The sequence below is a fragment of the Cognataquiflexum rubidum genome (assembly GCF_022538115.1).
Taxonomy (GTDB): Bacteria; Bacteroidota; Bacteroidia; order Cytophagales; family Cyclobacteriaceae; genus Cognataquiflexum; species Cognataquiflexum rubidum.
Window position 1 is genome coordinate 1 of record NZ_JAKZAL010000028.1, and the last position, 16,541, is coordinate 16,541.

17 protein-coding genes are annotated in these 16,541 nt (G+C 42.3%); 9 read left to right on the forward strand and 8 right to left on the reverse strand.

The features are described 5' to 3' along the window. Positions 1-1,296 precede the first annotated feature (1,296 nt). Positions 1,297-1,575, forward strand: a complete 279-nt coding sequence (locus MMU05_RS20795) for a hypothetical protein (RefSeq protein WP_241143583.1) — start codon at positions 1,297-1,299, stop codon at positions 1,573-1,575. 16 nt (positions 1,576-1,591) lie between these two features. Beyond that, positions 1,592-1,819 (forward strand): hypothetical protein, encoded by a 228-nt coding sequence (locus MMU05_RS20800; RefSeq protein ID WP_241143584.1) that lies wholly within the window; start codon positions 1,592-1,594, stop codon positions 1,817-1,819. A gap of 115 nt (positions 1,820-1,934) precedes the next feature. On the opposite strand, the gene MMU05_RS20805 is transcribed toward MMU05_RS20800, so the two are convergent. The 6 genes from MMU05_RS20805 to MMU05_RS20830 form a co-directional block, all read right to left on the reverse strand. Then, positions 1,935-2,585, reverse strand: coding sequence for a DNA-3-methyladenine glycosylase family protein (locus tag MMU05_RS20805; protein WP_241143585.1), 651 nt, complete (start codon positions 2,583-2,585; stop codon positions 1,935-1,937). A gap of 123 nt (positions 2,586-2,708) precedes the next feature. Continuing rightward, positions 2,709-3,092, reverse strand: a complete 384-nt coding sequence (locus tag MMU05_RS20810) for a VOC family protein (protein ID WP_241143586.1) — start codon at positions 3,090-3,092, stop codon at positions 2,709-2,711. 1,258 nt (positions 3,093-4,350) lie between these two features. Further along, entirely contained in the window at positions 4,351-5,733 is a 1,383-nt protein-coding gene (mnmE, locus tag MMU05_RS20815) for a tRNA uridine-5-carboxymethylaminomethyl(34) synthesis GTPase MnmE (protein WP_241143587.1), read from the reverse strand. Positions 5,734-5,735: 2 nt separating this feature from the next. Continuing rightward, positions 5,736-6,185 (reverse strand): thioredoxin family protein, encoded by a 450-nt coding sequence (locus MMU05_RS20820; protein WP_241143588.1) that lies wholly within the window; start codon positions 6,183-6,185, stop codon positions 5,736-5,738. Between the two features lie 377 nt (positions 6,186-6,562). Continuing rightward, entirely contained in the window at positions 6,563-7,225 is a 663-nt protein-coding gene (locus MMU05_RS20825; protein WP_241143589.1) for a metal-dependent transcriptional regulator, read from the reverse strand. A 459-nt stretch (positions 7,226-7,684) separates the two neighbouring features. Then, a complete protein-coding gene (locus tag MMU05_RS20830) occupies positions 7,685-8,809 on the reverse strand; it encodes a glycosyltransferase family protein (protein ID WP_241143590.1) in 1,125 nt (374 codons plus the stop codon). 35 nt (positions 8,810-8,844) lie between these two features. On the opposite strand from MMU05_RS20830, the gene MMU05_RS20835 reads away from it, so the two are divergent. Together MMU05_RS20835 and MMU05_RS20840 are read left to right on the forward strand one after the other, a co-directional pair. Then, on the forward strand, positions 8,845-9,663 hold the full coding sequence (locus MMU05_RS20835) for a 2,3,4,5-tetrahydropyridine-2,6-dicarboxylate N-succinyltransferase (RefSeq protein WP_113922220.1): 819 nt from the start codon (positions 8,845-8,847) through the stop codon (positions 9,661-9,663). 17 nt (positions 9,664-9,680) lie between these two features. Next, a complete protein-coding gene (locus tag MMU05_RS20840) occupies positions 9,681-10,283 on the forward strand; it encodes a tetratricopeptide repeat protein (RefSeq protein ID WP_241143591.1) in 603 nt (200 codons plus the stop codon). A gap of 188 nt (positions 10,284-10,471) precedes the next feature. On the opposite strand, the gene MMU05_RS20845 is transcribed toward MMU05_RS20840, so the two are convergent. Continuing rightward, a complete protein-coding gene (locus MMU05_RS20845) occupies positions 10,472-11,239 on the reverse strand; it encodes a molecular chaperone DnaJ (RefSeq protein ID WP_241143592.1) in 768 nt (255 codons plus the stop codon). 162 nt (positions 11,240-11,401) lie between these two features. On the opposite strand from MMU05_RS20845, the gene MMU05_RS20850 reads away from it, so the two are divergent. The 5 genes from MMU05_RS20850 (at position 11,402) to MMU05_RS20870 (ending at position 15,514) form a co-directional block, all read left to right on the forward strand. Beyond that, entirely contained in the window at positions 11,402-11,854 is a 453-nt protein-coding gene (locus MMU05_RS20850) for a DUF937 domain-containing protein (RefSeq protein WP_241143593.1), read from the forward strand. Positions 11,855-11,881: 27 nt separating this feature from the next. Continuing rightward, entirely contained in the window at positions 11,882-12,289 is a 408-nt protein-coding gene (locus MMU05_RS20855; RefSeq protein WP_241143594.1) for a DUF4332 domain-containing protein, read from the forward strand. Between the two features lie 92 nt (positions 12,290-12,381). Next, positions 12,382-13,923, forward strand: coding sequence for a helicase HerA-like domain-containing protein (locus MMU05_RS20860; protein ID WP_241143595.1), 1,542 nt, complete (start codon positions 12,382-12,384; stop codon positions 13,921-13,923). Between the two features lie 2 nt (positions 13,924-13,925). Next, complete coding sequence (locus MMU05_RS20865; protein ID WP_241143596.1) at positions 13,926-15,146, forward strand: BaiN/RdsA family NAD(P)/FAD-dependent oxidoreductase; 1,221 nt, start codon at positions 13,926-13,928, stop codon at positions 15,144-15,146. Then, the gene (locus tag MMU05_RS20870; RefSeq protein WP_241143597.1) at positions 15,146-15,514 is read left to right on the forward strand and encodes a hypothetical protein; all 369 of its coding nucleotides are present in this window, start codon (positions 15,146-15,148) and stop codon (positions 15,512-15,514) included. Before MMU05_RS20865 ends, MMU05_RS20870 begins: the two co-directional genes overlap by 1 nt. A gap of 2 nt (positions 15,515-15,516) precedes the next feature. On the opposite strand, the gene gap is transcribed toward MMU05_RS20870, so the two are convergent. Next, positions 15,517-16,512, reverse strand: a complete 996-nt coding sequence (gene gap / locus MMU05_RS20875) for a type I glyceraldehyde-3-phosphate dehydrogenase (RefSeq protein WP_241143598.1) — start codon at positions 16,510-16,512, stop codon at positions 15,517-15,519. Between the last annotated feature and the right edge of the window lie 29 nt (positions 16,513-16,541).

Consider the following 16,541-nt stretch of genomic DNA (forward strand, 5'->3'; position numbering starts at 1 on the left):
AGGGCACTGCAACAAAACCTCCATGAGGTCCAGACGAGGTACCAGTTGATGGAAGTAGCCCTGCAGACCATGTCCAAGGACCTGAATGCGCTCAGGCTGCAGCTGCAAAAGAAAGCTCCGCCAGTCTAGGCAAGAAAAAAAAAGTAACCCTTTGACCAATCATCCCTGTCTTGTTGAGATGGGGATGATTTTTTATACCCTAAAACCCGACAACACGCAGTAGACAACCAAAAAAGACACAAGATATTAGACCCAAGATTCAAGACACGAGAAACAAGTACCAAGAATCAAGTACCAAGTACCAAGAATGCGCAGCAGATAACTTTCAACAATTACAACAACTAAAACAATTACAACCACTGGAAAGAGACCCTTCGTTCCTCAGGGTGACGCTCCCGACAACCTGACAACGCGCAGCAGACAACCAAAAAAGACACGGGAAACAAGTACCAAGAATCAAGTACCAAGTACCAAGAAGGCGCAGCAGATAACTTTCAACAATTACAACAACTAAAACAATTACAACCACTGGAAAGAGACCCTTCGTTCCTCAGGGTGACGCTCCCGACAACCTGACAACGCGCAGCAGACAACCAAAAAAGACACGGGAAACAAGTACCAAGAATCAAGTACCAAGTACCAAGAAGGCGCAGCGGTTAACCTGACAACAATTACACCTGTCCGCCGTGGCGGAACCTTTCCACCCCTATGTTCACTATGACCCTATGTGGTAAAATAAATCCACTTTTTTCATCTGTGAAAATCCTTTAAATCTGTGGTTAAAAATCACCTTCCCTGTTTTGGCGAAAAGCCATCCTCTCAATTACCCATCATATTAGCCAAAACCAAACCCAACTCATTTCACATTTTTCTATAAACATGTCACCCCTTCAGGGTGTTTTTACCAACCCGACAACCTGACAACGCGAAGCAGATAACCTGACAACGCGTAGCAGACAACAATTAGAACAAATACAACAATTACACCTGTCCGCCGTGGCGGAACCTTTTTCATTTGCGTTCTGTGGTTAAAATCCCGATCACTGTTTTGGCGATAAGCTTTTATCCCAATTACCCATCAAATTAGCCAAAACCAAACTGGATGCCATGCAATATCCTTTACTATAAATAGGTCACCCTTTCAGGGTTTTCATCATTAAGAAAAAAGAACCTTAACAACATAAGAACTAGACAGCAATTAGAACCAATTAAACAATTACAACCAAACATTCTGACGACCCTCCAACCCAATGTTGTCAATTCGTATGCCTTGAATGGTGTATATAGGTCGAATAGATGACCGTTCCAACGGGTGAAAGTCCCTTAAGCGCGGGGGAAATCCCGATTCTCTGGACAGGCTGTCACGAAGCCAAGCAAGTGGTACCGATATCTCTGGGGGATGAGGTGTCACAGCACACCGAAGTCCCAACTTTCCGCAAGGGAGGAAGTACCGGATTGGTAGGTATGACAGAGGACAAAAAGGAGAGCTTTGGGGAGGGTCTGTGGGGTGGTAGAAGGATATTCACCTTACCGAGAGGACTGAGCATAAAGAAATCTTCCTTTGGAAGATTTTAGCGAAGGGCCAGGCTGAATGGTGGGCAGAAAAAGAGTATGGGCAATAGCCCAGAGTCCGATCCTGACGACTACCTTTACTTTGTCCTGCCTAAGAAGAAAAGGTTATGAATTGATGCTTTCCTACCACCTCAAAACGCATCCGATAGCGGATCTACAATCCAGTGAAAATACGAGACCCGTATCCCGCTCGTGCGGGAGTGGTGTGAGATTTGTGCGCCGTGGCGTAGGCGCACTGCCGCATTAGCGGGACATGCTGTGGGCTAATAGCTCACGGCCGTCTACTCGATTATCGGCTCTTCTTCTGTCTACCCGAAGCGGTGTTCTATTAATTTTATTCATAAGATTTATCATTGAATATTTTATTCTGACGGTCTGTTTCTTTTTTTTAGATAATAGTGCCACAAAAAATACACTGCAAGCGAACGAAATGGTTTCCATTTTTCCGCAAGCAAGATTATCTCTTCTTTTGTTTTTGCATCACTCAATTCTTTTACTGTATTTACAACTGCGATGTCGCCAATCGGAAAAATATCTTTTGATTGAAGGCAAAACATTAAATAAATATCAGTAGTCCAATCGCCAATGCCTTTAATGCTTGTGAGTTGTTTTCTTATTTCTGTCTCGTTTAATTTTGGTAATTCTTCCAAATCAACATCACCGCTAATTATTGCAGTTGATAACGCACGAAGATATTTTGTTTTTTGTCGGCTGATTTGACAACTTCTCATTTCCTCGTCTGTAAGTCTGAGAATGTTGGAAGGTGTAAACTCAACCAAATAACTATTGAGTTTAAGAAAATGTGCCTTGGCAGAAGATAAACTTACTTGCTGTTCCAATATTATTTTAGATAAAGAAATAAAACCTTGCGGTCTTGTCCAGTTTGGTGGAGTTCCATAATTTTCGTTTATTAGAGCAAAAAGGCTATGGGCGTTTGTCAGTTGCTTAATGTGTTTTGGGTTAACTATATTCATCAACGATTTTTTATTTGAAGCGACTATTGTTTGTTTCATAGTTAAAAAATAGTGGGTACAATTCCAAGATGTATTCTCGCAGGTCTGTGAACAAGTCAATAATTTCTTGGTCTTTAAAGTCCAAGAGAAATTGAAAGTCTGGATGAATTGGCCGTGTTGTTTTCATCTTGGTGAATTGTAGTATTGCATTCCACAAATCAAGTTACCTTCTGTGTCCAAAAATTTAGCAATGTAACCAACGTATGGAATAGCTGTCTTAGGCATTAGAACCTGTCCACCATTGCTCTTTACTTTTTCAATAGTTTCGTCAATGTTCTCAACACCTATTGTGCATTCCAAACCGATAATTTTGTCAGGAACAGGTGAATACTTTCTTGATTGCATTGCACCAATAAGTTCTCCATTTTCTGACTTGTCCGCCTTAATTTGCAAAAAGTCGTCTTGACCATAGGAGTTGAAACCCCATTCAAATACTCCGTCATAGAATTTTTTTGCCCTTTCAATGTCGTCAATGTGAACTGCAAAATGTGTCATCTTATTTTTCATGTTCTCAAATTTTAATTGTTACTCTGTCGTTTTTTAAGCTTCTGACTAACGTAAATAAAAACCCTCAAATTTGGCTGATTTCGATGCCTTAGGTTCTGATCAATCGGCCTTCTAGAGAGTTTGGGAATTTAGCAAAAAAGTGTCAAGGTTCCTTTAATACCCTTAGCTTCAGAAATCAGATTTTTTAAAAATGAGGAATGCAGACAAAGGTTCTGCGCTTAGCGGTCATGTAGATTTCGGCAGTAATGACTACTACGATAATGCTGGCACGCCTGAGAAGAAAAGGATATGAATCAATGCTATCCTATTACCTTAAAACACAAGCTACAATCCATTGAACCTCTCCCTCAAATGCGGGAAGACCCGTATCCCGTACGTGCGGGGTCATCTACTCTATTCCTATGAGATAAAAAATCTGTGACCATCTTTTAAATCTGTGGTAAAAAACTCCCTTCCCTGTTTTGGCGGAAAGCAAATCTCTCAATTGCACTTCAAATTAGCCAAAACCAAACCCACCTCATTTCACATTTTTTCTATAAACATGTCACCCCTTCAGGGTTATTTACCAAACAACACAACAACTCTTAGCAAACAACAATTATACCTGTCCGCCGTGGCGGAACCACTAGAACCACTACAACAATTACAACAACCTTCCCCTATGTTCTCTATGTCCCTATGTGGTAAAAAATTCATATTACTCCATCTGTGAAAATCATTTAAATCTGTGGTTAAATTTCCCTTCCCTGTTTTGGCGAAAGGTCCAATTCCCGATTACCCATAAAATTAGCCAAAACCAAACCAAACTCATTTCACATTTTTTCTATAAACATGCCACCCCTTCGGGGTTTTCTACCGACCCGACAACCTGACAACGCGCAGCAGACAACCAAAAAAGACACAAGATTCAAGACAAAAGATCCAAGACACGAGAAACAAGTACCAAGAATGCGCAGCAGATAACTTACAACAATTACACTCGTCCGCCGTGGCGGAACAACTAGAACCACTACAACAATTAAAGCAACATTCCCCCTCTGTTCTCGATGACCCTATGTGGTAAAAAATCTGTGCCAATCCTGTTCATCTGTGGTTAAATTTCCCTTCCCTGTTTTGGCGGAAAGCAAATCTCTCAATTGCACTTCAAATTAGCCAAAACCAAATCTGACTCAATTCACATTTTTTCTATAAACATGCCACCCCTTCGGGGTTTTCTACCACCCCGACAACGCGAAGCAGACAACCTGACAAACCTTACTCACTTCCCGATACAGAACTTCGAAAAGATATTGGCCAATAAATCATCTGTTGTTATCTCCCCGGTGATCTCACCAAGATAATGCAAAGACCTACGGATATCCATCGCCAAAAAGTCATTGGTAATCTGCCTGTCCAAACCTTCCAACACATCCAACAATGATTGTCTTGTTTTGACCAAGGAATCGTAATGCCGGATATTGGTAACGATGGTATTGCCGGTTCTGAACTTGTCCAGATTGACCAACTCCAAAATGCGGCTTTTCAATACTTCAAGATTCTCCTTTTGCCCAGCGGAAATAAAAATGGTGTCAGGATACTTTGCTTTCAGTTCTCTGACAAACTCAGCAGAGGCTTTGTCTATTTTGTTGGCTACTTTGACAAAAGGAACTCCCTGGCTTTCCAACCTATTGATATCCCGATTGATCTCGACCATATCGGTATCCGTCAGGTCAAAAAGGTACAGAATCAGTGATGCCGTTTTCATTTTCTCCTGCGTCCGACTGACACCGATTGCCTCGATGATATCCGTTGTTTCCCGAAGTCCAGCCGTATCGATAAAGCGGAAAATTACGCCGCCGATATTGATTTCATCTTCAATAAAATCCCGGGTGGTGCCGGCAATTTCTGACACGATAGCTTTTTCTTCATTCAAAAGCGCATTGAGCAAGGTGGACTTTCCGGCATTAGGTTTTCCGGCGATGACAGTAGGGACACCGTTTTTGATCACATTGCCCAAATCAAAACTTGCAATCAGCAGCTCAACTGCCCGAAGCAATTTTTCCACCAAGACTTTCAGGTCATTCCTGTTTGCAAACTCCACGTCTTCCTCCCCAAAATCAAGTTCCAGCTCTATCATCGAAGCAAAATGGATCAGCTCATTTCGGAGTTTTTGAATCTCACTGCTGAAGCCACCACGCATTTGATTCATGGCTGCTTGGTGGGAGGTCTCAGAATCTGAATGGATCAAGTCAGCTACTGCCTCCGCCTGTGCCAGGTCAAACTGCCCATGGAGAAATGCCCTTTGGGTAAATTCTCCCGGTTTGGCCGGTCGGGCACCATGGCGGATCAAAAGCTTGAGGACCTGATTGACAATATAGGAGGATCCGTGGGTGGAGATTTCCACCACGTTTTCTTTGGTAAAGGATTTCGGTGCGACAAAAACGGAGACCAAGACTTCATCGATGATTTTATCTCCATCGCGGATAGTTCCAAAATGAATGGTGTGGGAAGCCTGCTTTTCCAGGTCTTTCCCTTTAAAAACACTGTTTGTGATTTTGATGGCATCTTTTCCCGAAAGTCGGATGACCGCAATGGCACCTACTCCCTGAGGGGTGGCCAATGCCACAATGGTATCTTCTTTTTCGTGCAGGGAAAATGACATACTTACTTGCCGAATTTATTGAGGAGGTCATCCATTCCGGAAAGAAAGGGAGCAGGTTCTCGGTAGCCGGGAAATTGGGCGATATTTTCCATCAAGGCATCCATGATCACAAAGTTGGGGTAGGAACTTACCCGCATCGCTCGAGCCATCGTGGCTTCGGTATATTCTTTGCCTTTGAAATTGAATTTTCTTTTGCTGTCTTCAGCATTCATTTTGACAGCATAAAAATTCTCATTGATAAACCCAATGACTTTAGGATCGGTGAAAGTGTCTTTGTCCATTTTCTTGCACCATCCACACCAATCGGTGTAAACATCCACAAAGATCATTTTGGGATTTTCTGCAGTTTTGGCTGCGGCTTCCTCGAATGTCAGCCAGGTGATTTTATCCTGGGCCATGGTGATTTGGAAGCTGAATAGGGTGATCAGCAAAGCGCCAAATAACTTTTTCATATTTTGGTCAATCATATTTTACTCCAATTTAACGACTTGCTTTGGTTTGAAGTTCAATTTCGTGGAAAAGTCTTTTTTTCAGTATCAAGTATCAAGACATCAGACACAAGACATGAGACACAAGACACAAGATTGGGAAATTCAGAATTAGAATGATGAATTAATAATGTTCGATTATCCCAGAACAGTTAACCCATTAACCAATTAACCAATTAACCTTTTTCCCTAAACTTCCCAACCCGACAACAACGACAACGCGAAGCAGATAACAATTACAACCACTATAACCATTACAACCAATACTACCAATCCAATCATCGGTCATCGGTCATCGGTCAAAAAAATTCCCTTCTTATTCTACCCAGCTTCCCACTTCCTCACACCATCACCAATATATTCCCCGCCACATCTTTTGACATGAAGATTGACTTTTTATTGTCAACAAGAATTTCGACAGAACCGTCAAATTCAGTTTTGTCCATGACTTTGATCCTGGCACCGATATACGCACCCACTTTGTCCAAGTACCTCAAGAAAGCGGGACTGCTGTCTTTGACAGCAACGATCTGACCCGTTGAACCAAGGTCAAGCTCATTGAGCAGTTGACGTGGTCTTGCCCGTACATCACCGTATTCATCCGGGATAGGATCGCCATGTGGATCGAACTTTGGGAAACCCAAATACTCATCGAGTCTTTGGATCAAAACTTTGGATTTGACATGCGACAATTCATCGGCTACTTCATTGACTTCATCCCAAGAGAATTTTAATTTCTCCACCAAGAACACTTCCCAAAGGCGGTGCTTGCGAATCGTTTGGAGGGCAAGTTTTTTTCCTTCTTCAGTAATGTGAAGGCCATAGTATTTGCGGTATTCGATCACATCTTTTTCGCCCAACTTCCGAAGCATGTCCGAGACAGAGGCAGGCTTTGTTTTCATTTCAGCGGAGACATCATTGGTCGACACGCCTTTCTTTCCACCATCAGACAAATGGTAGATGGCTTTCAGATAATTCTCTTCAGCAGAGGTGAGGGTAATCATGGTTCTCGTTGGTTTAGTCCCAAAGATAGAAATTTAGATTGACCTTAAAAATAGTTTTATAGTGTCTAAACCACCTGTGGATAACTCAAACCATACTGTGGTTTATGATTTAGGGTAGGCTAAAAATAAAATTAGCTAAGTAGAAATATTGTCTTAAACTATTGAAAAACAATATTTTATGAGCAAAAAATCTTTATTTATTGACCGAAATAACGGTACGCCGTTCAGTTTCCTGACTTCCGAATGGAGTTTCCAAACAGGCAGGAAAGTGGATAACTTTTTTGGCTTAGGTGGATAAAAAAGGAACAGGAGCTTGATTCCTAAATCATGTCAGGTAAATAGGATGTGCTCAAAATGGACCAAAAGGAAGCTGCTACCTAATCACGGAGACGCCATAAAAAGCTCCTTAGAAGGAATTTGGCTTGTGAAATAGAAGATAATAAGTACGTATGGAAATGGTTAAACCTTCTCGGTCAACCGCGCAACAACCTCTAAAAATTTTGCTTCGTCACTTTTCCACAACACCTCATCCCCGGGTTCGAGATCAAAATATGTGGCCTTCAAAAAGTCGTTTAAATGTCGTTGAGAATGTGTCAAATCCCTAAAGTCAATTGCTTTTCCTGCAGGATAAACAGAACAGATATCTTCCCATTCTGTATTCGCTTGATACAGGCAAGGCTTTCCCAAGGCAATGCTCTCGTACATTTTACTCGGGATTTTGGGGCTGATACTTGGGATTTGATGGTAAGGAAGCAGGACAATATCCGTCTCCGCATAAGCCTTTAAAATAGCCGAATAGGGAATGGGATTTTCTGATCCCTCGAACTGTATCGACCTTTGGTCAGCGGTTGCTTCGCAAAGTTTTTGATAGTATCCCTGCATCGGGACGTGTCCGATGACAGCCAAAGTGGCTTGTGGATAATAGGCGAGAACAGATTTAAACCATTCAATTCCTTCTAAAATCCCATATACTTCCGTCAGGGTTCCTGATAGCAGAAACCGGAGGTTTTTACCTGATGCAAAAGAAACAGGCTTGATATCCTGCACAGGTCCATAATACTTGTTTGGAAGTAGGGTAGGGCTTTTAATTTTTGGGAATTCTTTCAGATACACTTTCTCCGCAAAAAAATAATGGTCTATGAAGGGATTTGAACAGGATTCAACCAAAGAAACGAAAGCTTGTGACAAATCTTTTTTCAATCCTGACATGGTTTTGTTTTGACTGAGGTTCAGGACATGATTTTCCTGTAAGTCATAAACCAAGGCAAATCCCAACATCCATTTGGCAAGAATTGCTGCCGGCAAAAGCTCAAAAGTGGTAACAATGACCAATTTTGGCTTGATTTGGAATAATCTTTTAAAAAATCTCGCTCCTGCGAGTGCTCTTGAAAAGTCATTTCTGTTTTTTGAGAAAATAGAGTGGAATTTGATGTTTTCTTCCTCAGGTTCTTTTTTTAAGGAAAATCCTATGATGTTAATATTGTATTTATTTGTTTCACGCAATGAAAATGCAAACCTATAATACGCCCTTGGATCTTTGAGTGGTTTTAACACGGAAGCGATCACAATTGGGATTTGGTGCATTGATGGATAAAATTTAGAAGACCGAAACCAAAAATATGGAATTATTAAAGTCAATAATCGAAAAAGCCTGGGAAAACAGGGAATTGTTAAAAGAAAAGGAAGTAGAAATCGCCATCAAAACTGTAATTTCTGAATTGGATAGTGGCGGAATCCGGGTTGCTGAACCTTTGGAAGACGGTTCTTGGCAGGTCAATGATTGGGTAAAAAAGGCGGTTATCCTTTATTTCCCCATCCAAAAAATGCACACCATCGAAGTGGGACCTTTTGAATTCCATGATAAAATGGCTTTGAAAACCAATTATGCCAAGCAGGGCGTCAGGGTAGTTCCCCACGCCGTAGCGAGGTATGGTGCATTTTTGGCAAGTGGCGTAATAATGATGCCATCATACGTAAATATTGGGGCATATGTGGATAGTGGCACGATGGTTGATACTTGGGCAACTGTTGGTTCTTGTGCCCAAATAGGTAAAAATGTCCACCTCAGCGGCGGAGTGGGAATTGGAGGGGTTTTAGAACCCGTTCAGGCAGCCCCGGTAATCGTTGAAGATGGCGCTTTTATCGGCTCAAGGGCAATCATCGTAGAAGGAGTGAGGATCGGTAAAGAAGCAGTGATCGGCGCAGGGGTTACCCTCACCGCAAGCTCAAAAATCATTGATGTCACCGGTTCTGAACCAAAAGAATACAAAGGATTTGTTCCGGCAAGGTCCGTGGTTATTCCCGGATCTTTGACCAAGAAGTTTCCTGCAGGTGATTTTCAGGTACCATGTGCGCTCATCATCGGTCAGCGGAAACCTTCCACTGACTTGAAAACCTCCCTCAACGATGCATTAAGAGAAAATAATGTAGCCGTTTAAAGATTACCATTACCAAAATGAAAGTAAAGCATTGGGTTTTTGCCTCCCTTATCGGCATAATGTCTTTGTCAGCCTGTTCGGAAAATATTTCCAATAAAGGAGATAATTTATTTAGCGAAGAAAAATACGAGGAGGCAGTAAAGGAGTATGACAATGTATTGAAAAACAACCCCAAGTACTTAAAAGGGCTCTACAACAGAGGCCGATCCTATGAGGAATTAGGGGAATTCAAAAAAGCAGAAAAGGACTTCCTTGCTGCCTACGCTGTTGATTCCAAAAATACACAAGTCTTGATGAGTCTTTCCAACATCTACCAAAAGCAGAAAAACCATACCTCTGCATTGTTGTTTGCGGACTACGCAGTGCAGATTCCCGGAGCGCCTGCGATGGCTTTTTTCCTGAAAGGAAGGGCATTGCACCAAATTGGAAATACTGGCGAGGCGATGATAGAATACAGTACGGCCATCAAGATGGATAAGGATTTCGGGCAGGCATACTATTACAGAGGCATGTTAAAGTTTGCCACAGACAAGAAAAAGCAGGGTTGTGAAGATATCCGCGCAGCTATCAAGCTTGGTCACGAAGAGGCGCAAGTAGCGATGGATAAATATTGCAAGTAAAAAACCTTCCTGATACATTATACCACAAAAACCTGAGTCCCCTCAGGTTTTTTCTTTTTATACCCATTAACCGATAGTCAAATAACCAACCCTTCGAGCTCAGGGACCCAAAAACAAATAACCAATAACCCTTAACCAACCCTTCGACAAGCTCAGGGACCTATTACAAATAACCAAATAACCACCCCTCAATGGCTCATTTCTTTCAATTTTTCAAACCCAGTTGAAAAATGTCTCGGTTGGGTGCCCGGTTTATGGTCACAGATCTCCTCTGACAATAACCTGCCCTGACCCCTGCAGGTCCTGCAATCACTCATTTCCTTGAGACTTCCCATGCATTTGGGACAGGTATGTTTTCCGTCACCGGAGCATTTTTCACATTCGTAGTATTCGACAATATTGAATACATTCTTTTTGGTGATCAATCCCGAACCCCTGCACTTGGTACAGCCGACCATACCCCTTGTTTTGCAGTACATACATGCCTGTTCGATCTGTCTTTCCCCTTCGCAAGTGGGGCAATGCAAATAGCGGTATCCTCGGTTATCACACAATTTACAGTTGTAAATAGCAGCCATGTTGGCTTTTAATTTGGCCTCAAGCGCTTTGGCAGCTTCATAGTTGTCCCCTTTATAGCCATTGATTTCAAGGTATTTGGTCAAAAAGTTAAGGCTGTTGTCATATTGTCCAAGCTGAAAAAGTGTCTCTGCAAAAAAGTAAGGCATTTCAGGAGGAATTGACAGGTTATTTTCAATGATCTGTCTAAAATAAGCATTGGCCTTTTCATAATCCCCTTTTTCCATTTCTGCCAAAGCACTGTTCATCATCCTTGTCGAACCCCCCAAATTTGGTTTCACTTGCGCAAAAACAGGCGAAGCGAAGAAAAGGAAAATTACTCCTATAAAGAAAACCCTGAGAATAGAATCTGAACTGTAACCAAGCTTGATCAAAACCATTGGTAAATATTGGGATTTGGTAATTTAACTGAAGCAAAGTAAATACCTTTAATCAACAAAACAATGGTAAAAAAGTGCGGGACTGATCAAAAATAAACCATTCAAAAAACCACGAAAACAGATTATTGATTAATTTGTCTCAAAATAAGAACCATTTACACCATGCTTCAGGAAATAATAGGACAAGTATCCGCCCAACTTTCGGCAGGATTGAAAGAAAAAGTAGGTCTTGACCCAGACCAGGCCAAACAGGCTTTGGACTTGTCAAAGGACAGTTTGGTATCCTCCATCAGCCGGGAGGCCATTTCAGGAAACCTTGACGGGATATTGGATATGGTGAATATGGGAGCATCTGCGGATCAGTCACCGGTTTTTCAAAATCTACTAGGTGGATTGGACAAGGACCTCATTTCTAAAATGGGTGTCTCACCAGAGATTGCGGGTAAAATCAGTACAGTAGTTCTCCCTGCTATTATTAAGGCCATTTCCGATTACAAAGAAGGCAACTTGGATATCTCTGACCTTACCAAAATGATCGGTGGCGGTCTTGGGGATTCCTTTCTTGGAAAAGCAGGAGACCTTTTAAAGGGTGGATTAGGTAATTTCTTTAAATAATTTCTTTCACTTAAACAGTTAAATTTTATGGCAAAAACCATCACCATGATCGAAGGAATCGGTCCAGCAAACAAAGAAAAACTGGCAGCAGCCGGAATCAGTACAGTTGAAGGGCTCTTGGAAAAAGGAGCTTCCAAAAAAGGCCGCAAAGAAATAGCCGATGCAAGCGGAATCGGAGAAGGTGTCATCCTTGATTGGGTCAATATGGCTGACCTTTTCAGAATCAATGGCATAGCAAGTCAGTTTGCCGAATTGCTCAAAGCTGCCGGCGTAGATACCGTCAAAGAACTTAGAACCCGAAATGCTGAAAACCTTCACAAAGCATTGGTTGAAACCAATGCAGAAAAAAACCTCACAAGGGTAGTTCCTGCCCTATCCCAGATTGAGGATTTTATTGCACAGGCCAAACTTATGCAACCGGTAGTCACCCATTAATCCCAAAACATTTCACAAAAAACCTGAATCCACCCATTTGTATTCAGGTTTTTTTATTTTAGCTGAAAATTCACTCCTTTTCAATTTTTACTATGAGTAAATCAGAAGATTTCAAACAACATTTAGAGCAAGGCTACACCTTCAAAGGTGATTCCATCATACTCGGAACAGGAATTTTGGACCACGAACCGATTGCTCATGCGCAGGTAAAAATACCCCTTAAAACCCTAAACCGTCATGGATTGATTGCCGGTGCCACAGGTACAGGGAAAACAAAAACCCTTCAGGTGATCGCAGAACAGCTTTCACTCCATGGAGTTCCTTCCGTGTTGATGGACCTTAAAGGTGATTTGTCCGGCATTGCGCAGGCAGGAAGTTTGAATTCCCACATCGAAAAGAGGAGCAGCCTTATCGGGATAGATTTTGAGGCTACCGGTCTGCCGGTGGAACTGATGTCTATCAGTCATGAAAAAGGAGTGAAGCTCAAAGCCACCGTGTCTGAATTTGGCCCTGTTCTCATTTCCCAGATTATGGAATTGAACGATACCCAAAGGGGCGTGGTAGCTTTGGTTTTCAGGTATTGTGACACGCATCATCTGCCTTTACTTGACCTCAAAGACCTCAAGAAAGTACTCCAATATGTGATCAACGAAGGCAAGGAAGAAATTGCAAAAGAATTCGGAGCTGTTTCCTCCGCCACTGTCAATACGATCATGCGGAAAATCATTGAATTGGAGCAGCAGGGAGCAGAGAATTTCTTTGGAGAACCTTCCTTTGATGTCCAGGATTTTGTGAGAACAGTAGATGGCAAAGGGGTGGTTTCTATCATCCGCCTGACTGATATCCAAAACCAACCCAAGCTATTTTCGACCTTTATGTTGAGCTTGCTTTCGGAGATTTATGAGACTTTCCCTGAGCAGGGCGACGCCGACAAACCAAAGTTGTGTCTCTTTATTGACGAAGCCCATTTGGTTTTTTCTACCGCTTCCAAGGACTTGATTGAGAAGATTGAAGCCATAGTGAAGTTGATCAGGTCAAAGGGGGTAGGGGTATTTTTCTGCACCCAAACACCTACAGATGTTCCGGATAATGTATTGGGACAGTTGGGTTTAAAGATCCAGCATTCATTAAGGGCTTTTACTGCCAAGGACCGGAAAGCCATCTCAAAAACGGCAGAGAATTATCCCATTTCCACCTTTTATAAAACAGATGAAGTACTGACTTCTATGGGAATCGGGGAGGCTTTGGTGACGGTGTTGAATGAAAAGGGCATTCCTACGCCTTTGGCACACACCTTATTGCGGCCACCGGTATCACGAATGGATATTTTGACAGAAGGTGAAATCGACAGTTTGGTCAGGTCATCCTCTCTTGTCAAAAAATACAATATTGAAATTGACAGGGAAAGTGCTTTTGAACTTTTGGATCAAAAGATCAGCAGGGCAGAAGCTGCGGCAGAAGCTTCCAAAAACCAACCAATTCCAAGTGCAAAATCAAAAGGAAAACCTGTCCAAGAAACTTCCATCATCGAAGAACTCAGCAAAAACACCATGGTAAGGCAAATCGGAAGAAGTATCTTCAGGGAATTGACCAGGGGAATATTGGGTTCATTTTCGGGAAGTAAAAGAAGATAAGGGTGGGAAGGCTAAAAATCGGTGTCATTGGTGCAGGAGCGGCAGGGTATTTTGCTGCCATTCATGCCGCCCAAGGGGATGCTGAAGTGACTATCATCGAGAAGACTTCCAAGTCACTCGCTAAAGTGAAGATATCGGGAGGCGGTAGGTGCAATGTCACACATGCTGCCTTTGAGATTTCCGGGCTTTCCAAAAACTATCCCCGAGGGGAAAAATTCCTCAAGAAAGTATTCCGGCATTTTGCCGTAAAGGATACCATCCAATGGTTTGAATCCCGGGGAGTAGCTTTGAAAACCGAGGCTGATGGCAGGATGTTTCCTGTTTCCGATGATTCCCAATCCATCATCGATGCTTTGCAATCAGCAGCCAATCAGTCAGGTATCAAAGTAATTTTCAACTTTTGGGTGAAGGAAATTTCTAAAGTTCAATCCGGTTTCAAGGTTAATTCCGGAGATAAAGTTTTGGAATTTGACAGATTGATCGTCTGTACCGGGGGGAACCCAAAATTGGACGGTTTTCATTTTCTCTCTAATTTCAAGCATCAGATTGAACCTCCCATTCCATCCTTATTTACTTTCAATACTCCTCAGGAACCCATCAAAAAACTGATGGGCATTTCGGTACCTGATGCTTTTGTCAGGCTTGAAGGAACGAAAATGGCCTATAGGGGACCTTTGTTGATTACCCATTGGGGCTTGAGTGGTCCTGCGGTGCTCAAACTTTCCGCTTTTGGGGCCAAATGGCTTTTTGACCAACAATATAAGGCCAAAGCACATATCCGTTGGGGCAATGATTGGACGGAGGAAGGACTTGTCCGTCAGCTGCTTTCCTTTCAACATGAGCATCCCAAAAAGAAAATCAATACCAATGCATTGTTGGGAATTCCGGCAAGGCTATGGGAACACCTTTGCGAAAAATCAGAAATTGTAGCTGATAATCTTTGGCAAAATTTACCAAAAAAGCAATTCAATAAATTGGTTCAAAATCTTTTTTGTTATATTGTAAGTGTAGAGGGAAAGACCACATTCAAAGAGGAGTTCGTGACAGCAGGTGGGGTAGTGTTGGATGAAGTCAATCCGGAAACGATGGAAAGCAGGCTCGTGAAGGGTTTGTATTTTGCCGGAGAAGTTTTGAATATGGATGGAATTACCGGAGGATTCAATTTTCAGGCAGCTTGGAGTACCGGATATGTAGCAGGAGTAAGCGCAAGACAACCAAAATAATGATGCTCGAAAACCAATTGCCCGTCAATTTTGAAAGGATCGAAGAAATGTCAGAAGGCGATGCCGAATTCAAGGCAGAGCTGGTAAGCGCTTTGTATAAATCACTTTCCGAGCTCAAGGAAAAATACCTGGAAGGTTCGGAATTACAGGATCTGGAAATCATTTCCCAAATCCGTCACAAGGTAAAACCTGCCTTGGCCTTGTTTGAAATCAATATCCTAAATGGAATCATTCAGGAAGGCAAAGAAATCATTTCTGAAAAAGGATTCAATGAGGACTTTATTGTTCACCTAGGGCAGTTTTTGGACGCTGTGCAGGAAGCGATTGACCAAATAGGTTCCCATTTGGACCAAGGAGAAAACAGTTAAAATCACCTGATTTTTTGAATCAGATCCACCAATCGGTTGGAATAACCCGATTCATTGTCATACCATCCCACAATTTTTACAAGATTTCCCTTTGCCGAAGTCAGGGCGGAATCAAAAATACAGGAATGAGGATTGCCGATGATGTCAATAGACACGATCGGAGCAATTTCATATTCAATGATTCCTTTCATAGAACCTTCTGATGCTTTTTTGAAGACAACATTCAATTCCTCTGTTGTGGTTTCTTGTTGCAACAACACCACCAAATCCGTGAGTGACCCATCCGGAACAGGTACACGCATCGCAGAAGCCTCAATTTTCCCTTTCAGTGCCGGCAACACGATCTCCATGGCTTTGGCAGCATTGGTCGTAGTGGGAATGATGGAGTAGGCGGCGGCACGGGCCCTTCTCAAGTCCCTATGCGGGGCATCATGTAAATTTTGGTCATTTGTATAGGAATGAACGGTGGAGACAAATCCCTTTTCAATACCAAAGTTTTCCTCCAATACTTTGACCATTGGAGCGAGGCAATTGGTAGTGCAAGAGGCATTCGATATGATGGTTTCCTTTCCGGTTAAAATATGGTCATTTACTCCAAGGACAATTGTGGGGACATCTTTGGAGGGAGAGGGGGCGGTAATGATTACCTTTTTTGCGCCTGCTTTGAGGTGGCCTTCGGCAAGTGATTTTTCAGTGAATTTGCCCGTGGACTCCAACACAATATCGATGTCAAGATCGCCCCATGGAATATTTTCCGGATTTCTTTCGGCAAATATCCGGATGGTTTTTCCTTTCACAACAATATTTCCATCTACCGCTTTGACAGCAAAGGGGTATTTCCCGTGAACAGAATCATACTGAAGCAGGTGGGCAAGGGTAACAGGGTCCGTAAGGTCATTGACAGCGATGAGTTCGATGTCTTCTTTTTCAAGTAAAAGCTTGAAAGTCAACCTTCCGATACGGCCGAAGCCATTGATTGCCACTTTTTTTTTTTTCATGTCAGCTAATTGGGACTTTAAATCAAAGG